A 14,267-nucleotide genomic window follows, 5' to 3' on the forward strand; every position below is an offset into this window, starting at 1 on the left:
GAACAGTTGTGGTTATTACTACTCACTTCGTTCCTAGTAATTATCAACGTATCTTTTTATAAATTTGCAAAGCAAATTATATTGATAGATTTTTAAAAATCATTTTCAGAAAGTGGTTGACACTTTCATCCTAAATTCATAATTCATAATTCATAATTCATAATTCTTAATTAACTATATTTGTACTTGTTTTTCTCAACTGATAACAAAAATTTCATGAATAAATTTAAATGGGAGCTTGTATGCCTATATTACTCACTATGCTCCTAATAATGCTAAACATACTTTTTTAGGAACGGCTTTGACTTCTTTAGGTTTTATTGATATCCTTCCGATTTTATTGAAAAAGCAACTTACGGAAAATAGATTTCGGTACGCCTGTCCTTCTTGTTGCCGCTGTAAACTTTGAATATAACTTTAGTTAGTTTTATATCTTTAACTTAGATTTTACCTGCTCTAATTTAAAGAAAATAGTAATTATAAGTTAAAATTTTAGTTTAGAAATCCCTAGGGATAAAGTTAAGCCTAAAAATTCCTAAATTATAGAGTTAAAAGTAATAATGAAAAGAAAGGTATTTTATTTAAATAGGGTTGCTTAGATTTTCACCTATTTTTAAAGCTTTATATAAATGTTCACATTTATATAAAAAAGTTTAAAAATACTAATTTTCCATGTGAAAAAGTATTAAAATAGTTTCCTTTTTAAATAAATAATAAAGATTGTTAACTGGAAAAACTTGCAACAAGCTCGAAGAAAATTGTCAAAAGATAAGGGAAATACCTGTAAAAACCTTTTCAAATCTATAAGCGGCCTTACAATATTCAGAAATTTGAATTTATATTATTAAAATATTTCAAAGTTCATAAAAAAGTAACTTGATTTGAGTAGTAGTTTAATATAATCTATAGATATAAATAAATATTACAATTAAGTAAAAAAAAGTAATTTTTTTAATTATATTCAAATATATATATAAGTATACAATGTGCCAAGTGAATTATTCATTTACTTAGGTTAATAAAAGGGAGGCTATTTTTATGAAAGGTAAAAGATTATTAGCGGCTTTATTAACACTTTCTTTAACTGCATCTTTAGCTTTAACTGGTTGTGGAGAAAGTAAAAAAAATGATGACAATGCAGCAGGTGGAGATAATAAAGAAGAAGCGAAAATGGATGATGAGCAGTATATAAATGCGTGGTTAACTCAAGAACCTAAAACATTAGACCAATCAAAATCAAGTGATTTATATTCATCTATTATTTTAACCAATATAAATGAAGCACTAACAAGAGTGGAAACTGATGAAAGTGGCAAGGAAGTAATTAAGGAGGCTGGAGCAGAAAGTTGGGAAAAATCAGAAGATGGTCTAAAATGGACATTTAAATTAAGGGATATGAAGTGGTCTGATGGTCAGCCGGTAACAGCTGAACAATATGTTTATGGTATAACTAGGACGTTAGATCCAGATGTTGGTTCGCCATATGGATTCTTATTGTTCCCAATTAAAAATGCACAAGTATATAATGGTGGAAAAGGTAAATTGGAAGATGTAGGGGTAAAGGCTATAGATGATAAAACTATAGAATTTACTTTAGAAAATCCATGCTCTTACTTTTTAAATTTAACATATTTTAAAGTAATGCAACCACAAAGAAAAGATATATTAGAAAAGTATGGAGATAAATATGGAACAGAAGCAGAAACTATGATGTCTTGTGGACCTTTTAAAATTAAAGAGTGGGTACACAATAATAAAGTTGAATTGGAAAAAAACCCTGAATATTGGGATGCAGAAAATGTTAAATTAGAAAAAGCAACAATGAAGATTATAAAGGAAACAAGTTCTGCTATGAATGAGCTTTATAATGGTTCTTTAGATATGGCTAATGTTAATAAACCAGAATGGATAAAGAAATTTGATGAAAGTGGAAATTTTGAAATATTAAAAGGTTATGATGGTTCATCAGCATATATGTTCTTTAACCACAAAGACCAATATTTTCAAAATGCAAAAATAAGAAAAGCATTTATGCTAGCAACAGATAGAGAAGGTATGTGTGAAACATTATATAAAGGTTTAGCAGAACCAGCATTAGCTTGGTGTCCTCCAGCAGTTTTAATTGGTGATGAAGAGTATAGAAAAAAAATTGAGTTCAATCCTGTTGAGGAGCTTAAAAAAGAAAACCCAGATGCAAAGGCTTTATTTATAGAAGGATTAAAAGAATTAGGTTTAGATCCAGATCCATCTAAGCATACAATAACATTTTTACAAGCAGGAACAGATGCAACATCTAAAGAATTTGCTGATTTTGAACAACAAAATTTCCAAAATGTATTAGGGGTTAATATAAAATCAGAATTTTGTGAATGGGCTGTTTTCCAAAGCAGAGAAGAACAACTAGATTACCAAATAGCTTCAATGGGATGGACAGGAGATTATAATGATCCTATGACATTCTTTGATATGTGGATGTCTACAGCTGGAGTTGTACACAACGGCTGGAAAAACGAAAAATATGATGAAATAATACAAAAAACAACTAAAACTATAGATCCAGAAGAAAGAGCTAAATTATTTGCAGAGGCAGAAAAAATGTTAGTTTATGATGAAGCGGTGTTTAGTCCAACGGTTTATAGATTTAAAAATTCATATGTTCGTAAGTATGTAAAAAATGCAACAACAAAAACATTTGGTGTTGGAATCATGGATCTTAAATACTTATATACTTCAGGACGTTAATAAAAAAGTTAAGGGTTATTCCAGTTATGGAGTGGCCCTTTTAAAAACATTTAAAGATACAAATTGAAAATAATACATAATGGTAAAAGTTTTATTGGCTATGAATAAAATAATGCAACTGTTAATATATGATTTAAATTATATTAATAAGACTTAAAAATAGAATTACTTAAGCTGGTTAAGAATATATATAAGTGAGGAATAAAAAATCTTAAGGGGGTAGGGAATATGAAAGGGAAAAGGTTATTGGCAGCTATATTGACAATTTCTTTAGGAATGTCTATTTTTTTAGCAGGATGTGGAAATGAAAAAAAAGGTGAGAATAGTAAAAATGACAATAAAGAAGAAGCAAAAATGGATAAAGATCAATATTTAAATATGATTTTAGGTGCAGAACCTAAAACATTAGATCCATCTAAAGCAACAGATACAGTGTCATCTCAAATTTTAGGAAATGCAATGGAAGCTATAACACGTTTAGAAGTAGATAAGGATGGAAAAGATACGATTGTACCAGCTGGTGCAGAATCTTGGGAAATGTCCGAAGATGGAACAAAATGGACTTTTAAAATGAGGGATATGAATTGGAGCGACGGACAAAAGGTTACTGTAGATGATTATATATATGGTATAACTAGAACTTTAAATAAAGAAACAGGTTCTCCATATGCGTATTTGTTATATCCTATAAAAAATGCACAGGCATTTAATACAGGAAAAGCTAAAGCAGAAGATTTAGGACTTAAAAAAGTTGATGAATCTACCTTAGAATTCACACTAGAATCACCATGTACCTATTTCTTGGAACTTACTTATTTTAAAGTTATGGAGCCTCAAAGAAAAGATTTAATAGAAAAGCATGGAGATAAATATGGAACAGAGGCAAATACATTTTTGTTTACAGGTCCTTATATGATAACTGATTGGGTGCATCAAAGCAAAGTTGAGTTAGTTAAAAATCCTAATTATTGGGATAAAGATGCAGTAAAGTTAGAAAAAGTCACTATGAAGATTATAAAAGAAGAAAGTTCAAGAATGAATGAATTATATAATGGCTCTATAGATTTAGCTGGTGTTTCTAAACCGGAATGGATAGAAAAGTTAGATGAAACTAACAATTTTGAGGTTAAAAAAGGTTATGATGGTACTGCTTGGTATATAGCGTATAATTTTACAGATCCATATTTAAAAAATGCAAAGATAAGAAAGGCATTTACTTATGCGATGGATAGAGAAGGAATGAGTAAAACTTTATTTAGAAATTTAGCAGAACCGGCAACAGCTTGGTGTCCTCCAGGAATACAAATTGGTGGAGAAGAGTATAGAAAGAAAGTTAATTTTAATTTCTTAGATGAATTAAAGAAAGAAGGAACTACAGATCCAAAAGCATTATTAATAGAAGGGCTTAAAGAAGAAAATATGGACCCAGATCCAACAAAGCATACATTTAAATACTTAGAATCTGGAACTGATGCTAGATCCAAAGAATTTGGTGATTTTATGCAACAAAATTTCAAAAGTGTTTTAGGGGTAAATGTAGATGTAGATTATGTTGAGTGGCCAATATTCCAAGAAAGAACTAATAAACTAGATTATCAAATGGCCCATAAAGGCTGGCTTGGCGATTATAATGATCCAAATACATTCTTTGATATGTGGATATCAACTGCTAAAATGGCACCTAACGGATGGTCTAGCGAAAAATATGATGACTTAATAAAGAAAGCAGGTCAAACTACAGATCAGAAGGAAAGAGTTAAAATATTTGAGGAAGCAGAAAGATTATTACTTGTAGATGAGGCTGTTATAGGACCAACAGTATTTAGATTTAAAAACACTTATGTTAGAAATTATATTAAAAACTATATGTCTCCAACATGGGGTGAAGTAGAGTTAAAACACACTTATATATCAGGTAGAGAATAGATAAATAAAATAGGCGATTTCAAAATAAAAAAATATTTTGAAATCGCTTTTAGTTTTTAAAGTCAAAAAAAGGGAGAAAACGATAAAAAAACACAAGCTTTATGTATAAAAAATGATGTAAAAGCAAGAAGTTTGGAGGAATGTTTTAAAAAAATTAATAAAGTTATTAAAAAATTAACAAAACGGTTTAAAAATGAACTTCTTACATTAATTGTTATGCAAATGTATATATTTTTAAAATATTGTAAAAAATGTGACAATGTTATTGATTTATTTAAATGTATATATATAATCATAAGTATAAGGTAATTTTAAATTAAAAAATAAACTTTACAGTATACGCTAGTTAGCAAAAAGTAAATTGTTGATTTACTTTTACCTGTGATGGTGCGTAATGGTAATAAAAGGGGGAAATCTTATGAAGAGCAAGAAAATATTAGCGGCTTTACTTACACTTTCATTGACTATGTCAATGGTATTTACTGGATGTGGAAATGCTGGGAAAAGTACTGGGGATGCTGCAGAAGACGGTAAGGAAAATATAGATAAGGAGCAGTATGTTAATTTAATATTGGTAGACGAGCCTAAAACAATAGACCAATCTAAATCAACGGATTTATATTCATCTCAAGTTTTAACAAATGTAAATGAAGCATTAACAAGACTAACTGTAGATGAAGATGGGAAAGATAAAGTAATTGAAGCTGGAGCGGAATCTTGGGAAAAATCAGAAGATGGATTAAAGTGGACTTTCAAATTAAGAGATATGAAGTGGAGTGATGGTCAGCCTGTAACAGCAGAACAGTATGTTTATGGTATAACAAGAACTTTAAATCCAGAGGTAGCGTCACCATATGCATTCTTATTATATCCAATAAAAAATGCACAAGCTTATAACGGTGGAAAAGCAAAATTAGAAGATGTTGGAATTAAAAAGATAGATGATAAAACTCTAGAATTTACCCTTGAAAATCCATGTTCATACTTTTTAGATTTAACGTACTTTAAAGTAATGCAACCTCAAAGACAAGATATAGTTGAAAAATTTGGAGATAAATATGGTACAGATGCAAATACAATGGTATTTTGTGGACCGTTTGTTATAAAAGAGTGGGTTCATAACAATAAAGTAGAATTAGAAAAAAATCCAGAGTATTGGGATGCGGAAAATGTTAAGCTAGAAAAAGCTACAATGAAAATTATAAAAGATGAAAATGCAAGAATGAATGAAATATATAATGGATCCTTAGATTTGTGTACGGTTACTAAACCTGAGTGGATAGGAAAACTTGATAAAATGGAGGCCTTTGAAGTTAAGAAAAGTTATGATGGTTCAACAACTTACACAATGTTTAACACAAATGACAAGTATTTTAAAAATAAGAAAATAAGAAAGGCATATGCTATTGCTAAGGATAGAGAAGGTTCTTGTTCTACTTTATATAGAGATTTAGCAGAGCCAGCAACAGCTTGGTGTCCTCCAGCTGTTAAAATTGGAGATGTTGAATTTAGAGAAAAGATTAAATTTAATGCTTTAGATGAAATTAAAAAAGAAAATTCTGATCCAAAGGCTTTATTAATAGAAGGATTAAAAGAAGAAGGCCTTGATCCAGATCCATCAAAACACACATTTAAATATTTAGAATCTGGAACAAGTGCTACACATAAACAATTTGCTGAATTTGAACAACAAAATGTTAAAGAAGCCTTAGGTGTTAATGTAACAGTTGACTATGTTGATTGGCCTATATTCCAAGATAGAACTAAACAATTAGATTTCCAAATAGCTTCTCAAGCTTGGGGTGGAGATTATAATGACCCTATGACATTCTTTGATATGTGGATGTCTACTGCTGGAATAGTTCCAACAGGCTGGAAAAGTGAAAAATATGATGAGTTAATAAAGAAAACAACTGAAACAATGGATACTGAAGAAAGAGCTAAACTTTTTGCAGAAGCAGAAAAATTATTATTAGTTGATGATGCAGTTATAACTCAAGGTGTATGGAGATTTAAAAACACATATATTCGTAAGTTCGTTAAAGGATATGTATCTCCTACATTTGGAACTCCTGATTTAAAAAATGTTTACACTTCAGGAAGAGAATAATATAAATATGAAAAAACAAGAAAAGTGGCGTTATGTACGTCACTTTTTTTATTTTAAACTATAACTACGCACCCATTGTGTATTTTGTTTGAACTGAAAAATTCTCACTTGATAAAAGTATAAGTTAAAAATTAAAACGCTATATAAATTAAAAGATTATGTATTAAAAATTTAAGATTATTTCCCTTATAAGATTTATATGATAATATATTAATATAATTGAATATTTACATATAATTAATATATAGATATTTTTATGAAGTGATGAATTAAAGAAAATTTAAAAAGATATCACACTAATTATGAGAAAATTATCTATTTTGCTAAAAGTATAAAAAGATTTAACAGAGTCTTAGTATAAGTTAAGGAGTAGTAGAGATGAAGTTTAAAAATATATTTAAAATATCTATTGCAGTTATTTTTTGTATGATTGCTTTAGTCGGATGTAATAAAGGAAAAGAAAATAAAGATAAAATAGTAGAAGAGGATAAAAATCATCTCCAAGTGCTTTTGGATTCTGATCCTAAAACTTTAGATCAATCAAAAACAGTAGATACTTATTCATCTCAAGTTTTAACTAATGTTATGGAAGGTCTTACTAGAATAGAAGTTGATGAGAATGGCGAAGATATCATAAAGCCAGCAGGAGCTGAAAAGTGGTCTGTATCTGATGATGGATTAGTCTGGACTTTTAAGTTAAGAGATATGAAGTGGAGTGATGGTCAGCCGGTAAAGGTAGAGGACTATATATATGGGATAACACGAACATTATCTCCAAGAGTAAATTCTCCATATGCTTTCTTATTATATCCAATAAAAAATGCAGAAGATTTTAATTTAGGACAAGTTTCTGAAAGGGAATTAGGAGTGAAGAAAATAGATGAATCTACATTGCAAATAACTTTAGAAGTACCAACGGCATATTTTTTAAACCTAACTTATTTTAAAGTTATGGAACCTCAAAGACAGGATGTAGTAGAAAAATATGGGGAGCTATATGGTTCAGGTTCGCAATATATGGTTTATACAGGACCTTTTATTATATCCAGTTGGACTCATGATGATGAAATTCAACTTTTGAAAAATAAAAATTATTGGGATGAAAAATCCGTCAAATTAGAAAAAATTACAATGAAAGTTGTACAAGATGAAGAGAAAAAGATGAATGAACTTTTAAATGGAGATTTAGACATAGCAAATGTTTATGATAAAATAACTATTGAAAAATTGAATGATAGTAATAGCTTTAATATTAAAAAGGGGTATGACGGTTCAGTAAATTACACTATATTTAATCAACAGGATAAATATTTTAAAAATAATAAAATAAGAAAAGCATTTATAATTGCAGCTGCAAGAGAAGAAGCCTGTGAAGATGATTTCAAAAATTTAGCAGAGCCAGCATTAGGTTGGTGTCCCCCAGGTGTTCAGTTGGGTAGTGAAGAATATAGAACAAATGTGAATTATTTCCCAGTGAATAACCTGAAAGAAGAATATAGCAATCCTAAACAATTGCTGATAGAAGGACTTAAAGAGCTTGGTTTAGATCCAGATCCTAAAAAGCATACATTTAAATATTTACAATCAGAGATAAATGAAAAATCTAAATATTATAGTGAGTTAGAAAAGAGTGTTTTTGAGAAAAAATTAGGCATAAATATAGATATAGAATATGTTGGTTGGGTTGAATTTCAACAAAAGACAAGGGCTATGGATTATCAAATGGCAGCTCAAAGTTGGATTGGTGATTATAATGATCCAAGTACGTTTTTTGATATATGGTCTTCTACAGCTGGAATAATACAAACAGGGTGGTCTAATGAAAAGTATGATAGATTAATAAGAGAAGCTTCTAGAACTAATAATCAAAAGAGTAGAATGGAATTATTTAATGAGGCGGAAAAAATATTGGTAGAAGAAGATAGTGTTATTAGTCCGTGTTTATGGAAGATAAGGAATATATATGTTAGAAAAGAAATTAAAAACTTTACTAGACCTATGTGGGGGACTATAGATTTTAAATATACCTATATTGAACAATAAAAGGACTTGCGTTTTGCAAGTCTTTTTATGTATAAAAATCCTTTTATCGTAAAGAATATTAATACGATAGGAGGGGTTTTTATGGGAAAAACGCCATTAAAAAAAGTTATAAAAGCAAAGTTGAAGAGCAATAGAGAACTAACTCCTTATGAAAAATTGAGAGAAAAAATGAAATATGAAATAGCAGAAGAGTTAGGACTTAAAGATAAAGTTGAAAAACATGGTTGGAGCAGTTTGACTACAGAAGAAAGTGGTAGAATAGGTGGTTTGATGACTAAAAAGAAAAAACTACTTAAAATACCCAAAAATAATGAAATAAATGATTAATAAAAAACCTTCTTGTGTGTATTTTAACAATTTAGTATTATATATTAAGAAAAGATATAAAATATTAAATTTTATATATTGTATAGAATAAGGAATTTTTAATATATATTGTAGGAGATTTAAAGATAAAGATATATCTATAATATATAGAGGATGGAGGTACAATAGTGAGTTGTTATAAAGATTTTGCTACTATTTATGATGAACTTATATATGGAGACGTTGATTATAAAAAATGGGCAACTAAAATATTAAGCATATGTGATGAATCTAATATAGAAAGAAAGAATTATTTAGATTTGGCTTGTGGGACTGGAAATTTAACTGTTGAAGTTGGTGAAAAATTTCAAAATGTATATGCTGTAGACTTATCGCAAGAAATGCTTACTGTGGCGGAGGAAAAATTAAGAGAAAAATCTATAAGAGCAAAGGTACTTTGTCAAAATATATGTAATTTAAAAATAAAAAATAAATTTGATCTTATTACATGTTGTTTAGATTCTACCAATTATATAACAGAAGAAGAAGCATTAGAGGATTATTTTAAAGGTGTTTATGAAGTGTTAAATGTAGGTGGAATGTTCATTTTTGATATGAATTCTAGTAATAAATTATTAAATATATTAGGTAATAATGTATTTAATTATGATAGTGAAGATGTTGTTTATATTTGGGAAAATTATCTTGAAGATGACATAGTAAATATGTATCTAACGTTTTTTGTTAAAGAAGGACAAGTTTATAAAAGATTTGATGAAGAACATGTAGAAAGAGCATATGAAAATGAATTTATATTAAATGTTCTAAATAAAATAGGATTTAAAGTAAATTGTATATTAGATTGTTATGAAGATAAAGAAATAACAAAAGACAGTGAAAGAATAACTTACGTAGTAAGAAAATAACATTGTAATATTAATTGCAAATAGGAGGTTGGAAGTTTATGGATAAAATAATAAGAGCAACAGCTAAAGATGGAGAGGTTAGAATAATAGCAGCTATAACAACAGATATGGTGCAAAAGGCGACTAAAATACATAATTGTACACCTACAGCATCTGCGGCATTAGGAAGAATGCTTACATCAGCAGGTCTTATGAGTGCTATGTTAAAATCAGAAAATGATAGTTTAACATTACAAATAAATGGAGGGGGAGAGGCAAAAGGTGTTGTGGTAACAGCTCATACCGATGGAAAAATTAAAGGATACATAGGAAATCCTAGTGTAGATCTTCCTTTAAATAGTAAAGGAAAACTAGATGTAGGTGGAGCTATAGGAACAGATGGATATCTACAAATTATAAGAGATATGGGATTAAAAGAGCCATATGTAGGTCAAGTGCCAATATGTACTGGTGAAATAGGTGATGATTTAGCATATTACTTTACTGTTTCAGAGCAAACTCCTTCAGCAGTAGCAGTTGGCGTTTTGGTTGATAGAGATTTAAGTATAAAAGCTGCTGGCGGATTTATAATACAAATGATGCCAGGTGCATCTGATTTTGTAGCAGATATTATAAGTTATAGACTTCAAGAAATACCTTCAGTTACAACAATGATAAGTGATGGAAAAACAGTACAGGATATTATAAATTCTTTATTTGATGATATGGATGTAAAGTTTTATGATGAGGATATTTTAGAGTTTGAGTGTGATTGTTCAAGAGAAAAAGTTGAAAATGCATTAATAAGTATAGGAAAAAAAGATTTACAAGAAATATATGATGATGGAAAAACAGAAGAACTTAAGTGCCATTTCTGCAATAAAAGCTATGACTTTACTCAAGAGGATATAGGCAACTTGTTAAAAGAAATTGAGAAATAATGAAATAATAATGTAAAAATTTAAAATATAGGATTCCAAAATAAATATTTAACTTATGTAACGGTATTGTTTAAGGATATAGGTTGAATTTTAAGATTGGAATCTTATATTTTATAGGGAAACAAGCTCAAATTTAAATTTATTCAATAACTTTAAAATATTTTCATACAAAATGTAGTGTTGAATTCTAAGCGATTCAGAGCATGTCTCACTATTTGGGGTATCCAAGTTTTGAAATGGATAATTTTAAAAGTCAACTTGGAACCCTATATAGAGTTCCAATCTTAAACTTATTCATTTATCAAGTGAGGAAACTCAAACTAATATTTTATCAATAACTAATAAATTGTTTTAGTTAAAAGTTAAGGGTGAATAGTGAACAGTTGTACTTATTTTCCTCAACTGATAACAAAAATTTGATGTATAAATTTAAGTTATAGACAGTATCCCTATATAAATAATAGAACATAAAAAGAAAATTTAAGCATTATATATAAAAAATAGATTATAAAGAAAAATAAAGAAACAAGAATGAAATAAAAGAAAAATAAAAATAAATTAATATAATTAATTACTGAAGTGTTGACATATAGCTAAAGATTTTGTATTATGTAAATGTGCTCAGTAAGAGCACGAGAGATGGTCGCATAGCTCAGCTGGGAGAGCATCTGCCTTACAAGCAGAGGGTCACAGGTTCGAACCCTGTTGTGACCACCATTTTGGCCTAGTGGCTCAGTTGGTTAGAGTACCGGCCTGTCACGCCGGGGGTCGAGGGTTCGAGTCCCTTCTAGGTCGCCATTAAATTAAATGAATTTTAGGCTCGATAGCTCAGTCGGTAGAGCAGAGGACTGAAAATCCTCGTGTCGCTGGTTCGATTCCTGCTCGAGCCACCAGAAAATGCGGGAGTGGCTCAGTGGTAGAGCGTCACCTTGCCAAGGTGAACGTCGCGGGTTCGAATCCCGTCTTCCGCTCCAATTTGGCGCCATAGCCAAGTGGTAAGGCAGAGGCCTGCAAAGCCTTTATCCCCAGTTCAAATCTGGGTGGCGCCTCCAAAAACTCATTACATTTGTAATGAGTTTTTTTGCGTTTAAAAAAATATTCTGGTACATATTTAGAAAATTTAGAGTTAAAGCTACATTAAAAATTAATTAGTCTTAAATAAGCTATTAAATTTCAAATGTAACTTTAAAAGATATGTTTAATTAAGTTTAAAATTTGTAAATTTACAAATTTAAAAGTCGAAGTTAATTTTTAACAAAAAACTGCAAATCAAAATATAATAAATTAAGAGTCTAATCTAAAAGCTTAAATATCTAAAAAGAAAATACTTCCTCTATCTGTTAACGTTGTATTAGATAGATAAATAGGTGTGATGTTATGTTTATCTAAAAAATTTAGGATATCATCTTTAAATTTATATTGATTTAAAGAACCATAAAAAACTAAATGCTTAGTATCTAGCAAGCCACAGGTTCCACCAATAAATCCATAGTCTAGACCAGGAAGATTTATGTCTCCTGATGGAAGTAGCAAAACATCTAAATCATCATGTGACAAAGCACTATAAATAGATTTATCAGTAGTTATCAATGCTTTTTCATTTATTATTGCAGTGGAACATTTAGTGTATCCTTGTTTAACATTTATTAAATTTTTATGCGAAACTAAATTTAAAAGTTTCTTATCTGTATATTTTAAAGCGTGTATAAAATAGTTATCTAAATTTACTGCGTTTAAAAATATATCATAAGGATATTTATCTGTAAGTCTGTTATTTGAATACATAAAAGAGATATTATATTTGTTTTTCAAAACGTTAATAAAATCTGTATTCATATCAGGATGTACTATTAGTTTGTTATTAGAAATTACAGTTAGGAGCATGTCTGGATGTCCGCAGACCGCATCATAAAGTTTATTACAAGGAGGACATTTCATTACTATACAATTTAAATTTTCAAGAGCTCTAAGTTCTTCTTGAGAAATTCTAAAATCAACTAATGCTAATTTCAATGATAAACACTTCTTTCTTTGAGTTTTGGTGAGAGGTTTTAGATTTAATTTATACATTAAATTTTTACTATCAATTGAGAAGGATAACTATCTACTAACATGGATTTTAGTCACATGAAGATTTCTCATTTGACAAATGGATGAATTATAACTTCAACTTAAAACCTATAAGTTTGAATTTTACAATTTGGCTGTCGATAATTGTTAAAAATATTAATGTATATGAATTTTTATAAAACACATAATAATTACGAAATATAATTTTTTATATATTATCATTTAAATAATATGTTTACAAGTTATAGCTTTTATAGTTAGGTAGTTACCATGCTAAAAAGGAGTGAGCTATATGTTGATGCTAACACTTATAAAAGAAAATTCTAGAGATTATTTAATAGATGCTATAAGAAATGCAAGAGAGTATTTTAAAATTAAAGGCGTAAGAATAGGAGTTTCTGAGAGTATAGAAAACAAACATCATATTATAAAGATTTATTGCGATGACGAAAATTATGATGCAAAATTCGGAAAAATGTTTAACTTGTATATAGCAAATATTTTGTTTAAAGAGCTTGTAGATGACTTTTGTGAAAAAAATCTTTCTAAGTATTTAGTTGATAATTTTTACTTTTTAAAATGTGAAGATATTATAGAAATAAAGAAAGAAGTTTTAAATATTTTACAAAAGGAAAATAGTCCAATAAATGAAAATATGATTTACTATATGAATAGAAAAAATGATATTGTAGATAAAATAGTATTATTTTTAGAAGAAAACAATGATATAAATATAGATGGATTTATAAAATTTAGAATGAAGCAATTTTCATGTGAAATACAAGATATAATTGAAAAGATAGTAGAAAAATTTATGGTTGAAAAAGAATATGATGAGTTTATAAAATTATTAAAGTATTTTATAGATGTTCAAGAAAGCAAAATAGATGAACTTCACATAATCATAAATAATGATGGAAATTATGCTCTTGTGGATAAATTAGGCGAAGATGTTCTTCAAAGTATAATGGATGAACTTTCTGTAGATAATTTAAATTTGAATGTAACAATTGAGGATTTAATAATAAGTGGATTGATTACAACAGCACCGCAAAAGGTTATAATGCATTGTGTTCAAAATTGTAAGAGTAAAGAACTTATAGAAACTATAAAAAAAGTATTTGGAGATAGAGTTTCCTTTTGCGATGAATGCATAAAATGCAAGCAAATAAAAAGTTTTTTAAAAGTTTAAAAAAAAGTATTGACATTAAATCGAAATTAAGT

9 protein-coding genes and 5 tRNA genes are annotated in these 14,267 nt (G+C 28.6%); 13 read left to right on the forward strand and 1 reads right to left on the reverse strand.

Annotated elements, in window-relative coordinates:
- Positions 1–1,038 precede the first annotated feature (1,038 nt).
- The 12 genes from AZI32_RS00005 to AZI32_RS00060 all read left to right on the forward strand — a co-directional run bounded on the left by AZI32_RS00005 (position 1,039) and on the right by AZI32_RS00060 (position 12,025).
- Entirely contained in the window at positions 1,039–2,742 is a 1,704-nt protein-coding gene (locus tag AZI32_RS00005; RefSeq protein ID WP_061993881.1) for a peptide ABC transporter substrate-binding protein, read from the forward strand.
- A gap of 228 nt (positions 2,743–2,970) precedes the next feature.
- Positions 2,971–4,668, forward strand: a complete 1,698-nt coding sequence (locus tag AZI32_RS00010) for a peptide ABC transporter substrate-binding protein (protein ID WP_061993882.1) — start codon at positions 2,971–2,973, stop codon at positions 4,666–4,668.
- Between the two features lie 418 nt (positions 4,669–5,086).
- Positions 5,087–6,778, forward strand: a complete 1,692-nt coding sequence (locus AZI32_RS00015; RefSeq protein WP_061993883.1) for a peptide ABC transporter substrate-binding protein — start codon at positions 5,087–5,089, stop codon at positions 6,776–6,778.
- A gap of 378 nt (positions 6,779–7,156) precedes the next feature.
- Positions 7,157–8,821, forward strand: a complete 1,665-nt coding sequence (locus AZI32_RS00020; RefSeq protein ID WP_061993884.1) for a peptide ABC transporter substrate-binding protein — start codon at positions 7,157–7,159, stop codon at positions 8,819–8,821.
- A gap of 81 nt (positions 8,822–8,902) precedes the next feature.
- Entirely contained in the window at positions 8,903–9,148 is a 246-nt protein-coding gene (locus tag AZI32_RS00025; protein ID WP_061993885.1) for a small, acid-soluble spore protein, alpha/beta type, read from the forward strand.
- 167 nt (positions 9,149–9,315) lie between these two features.
- Positions 9,316–10,053, forward strand: a complete 738-nt coding sequence (locus AZI32_RS00030) for a class I SAM-dependent methyltransferase (RefSeq protein WP_061993886.1) — start codon at positions 9,316–9,318, stop codon at positions 10,051–10,053.
- Positions 10,054–10,091: 38 nt separating this feature from the next.
- Complete coding sequence (gene hslO, locus AZI32_RS00035; RefSeq protein WP_061993887.1) at positions 10,092–10,973, forward strand: Hsp33 family molecular chaperone HslO; 882 nt, start codon at positions 10,092–10,094, stop codon at positions 10,971–10,973.
- 641 nt (positions 10,974–11,614) lie between these two features.
- Positions 11,615–11,690, forward strand: a tRNA-Val gene (locus AZI32_RS00040).
- Positions 11,691–11,694: 4 nt separating this feature from the next.
- Positions 11,695–11,771: transfer RNA gene (locus AZI32_RS00045), tRNA-Asp, on the forward strand.
- Between the two features lie 19 nt (positions 11,772–11,790).
- Positions 11,791–11,866, forward strand: a tRNA-Phe gene (locus AZI32_RS00050).
- A 6-nt stretch (positions 11,867–11,872) separates the two neighbouring features.
- Positions 11,873–11,947: transfer RNA gene (locus AZI32_RS00055), tRNA-Gly, on the forward strand.
- Positions 11,948–11,951: 4 nt separating this feature from the next.
- Positions 11,952–12,025: transfer RNA gene (locus tag AZI32_RS00060), tRNA-Cys, on the forward strand.
- Positions 12,026–12,278: 253 nt separating this feature from the next.
- Here AZI32_RS00060 and AZI32_RS00065 read toward each other — a convergent pair.
- Positions 12,279–12,986, reverse strand: a complete 708-nt coding sequence (locus AZI32_RS00065; RefSeq protein WP_061993888.1) for a DUF6873 family GME fold protein — start codon at positions 12,984–12,986, stop codon at positions 12,279–12,281.
- Between the two features lie 349 nt (positions 12,987–13,335).
- Between AZI32_RS00065 and ytxC the strand changes: the two genes are divergently transcribed.
- Positions 13,336–14,235, forward strand: a complete 900-nt coding sequence (gene ytxC, locus AZI32_RS00070; RefSeq protein WP_061993889.1) for a putative sporulation protein YtxC — start codon at positions 13,336–13,338, stop codon at positions 14,233–14,235.
- Positions 14,236–14,267: the final 32 nt, after the last annotated feature.

It is taken from the genome of Clostridium sp. ATCC 25772 (assembly GCF_001573875.1).
Lineage (GTDB): Bacteria > Bacillota > Clostridia > Clostridiales > Clostridiaceae > Clostridium_J > Clostridium_J senegalense.

What these genes read in the sequence shown, in the direction of transcription:
- AZI32_RS00005 (WP_061993881.1), top strand. Translation starts at nt 1,039, where the DNA reads ATGAAAGGTAAAAGATTATTAGCGGCTTTATTAACACTTTCTTTAACT.
- hslO (WP_061993887.1), top strand. Translation starts at nt 10,092, where the DNA reads ATGGATAAAATAATAAGAGCAACAGCTAAAGATGGAGAGGTTAGAATA.
- ytxC (WP_061993889.1), top strand. Translation starts at nt 13,336, where the DNA reads ATGTTGATGCTAACACTTATAAAAGAAAATTCTAGAGATTATTTAATA.
- AZI32_RS00010 (WP_061993882.1), top strand. Translation starts at nt 2,971, where the DNA reads ATGAAAGGGAAAAGGTTATTGGCAGCTATATTGACAATTTCTTTAGGA.
- AZI32_RS00020 (WP_061993884.1), top strand. Translation starts at nt 7,157, where the DNA reads ATGAAGTTTAAAAATATATTTAAAATATCTATTGCAGTTATTTTTTGT.
- AZI32_RS00015 (WP_061993883.1), top strand. Translation starts at nt 5,087, where the DNA reads ATGAAGAGCAAGAAAATATTAGCGGCTTTACTTACACTTTCATTGACT.
- AZI32_RS00025 (WP_061993885.1), top strand. Translation starts at nt 8,903, where the DNA reads ATGGGAAAAACGCCATTAAAAAAAGTTATAAAAGCAAAGTTGAAGAGC.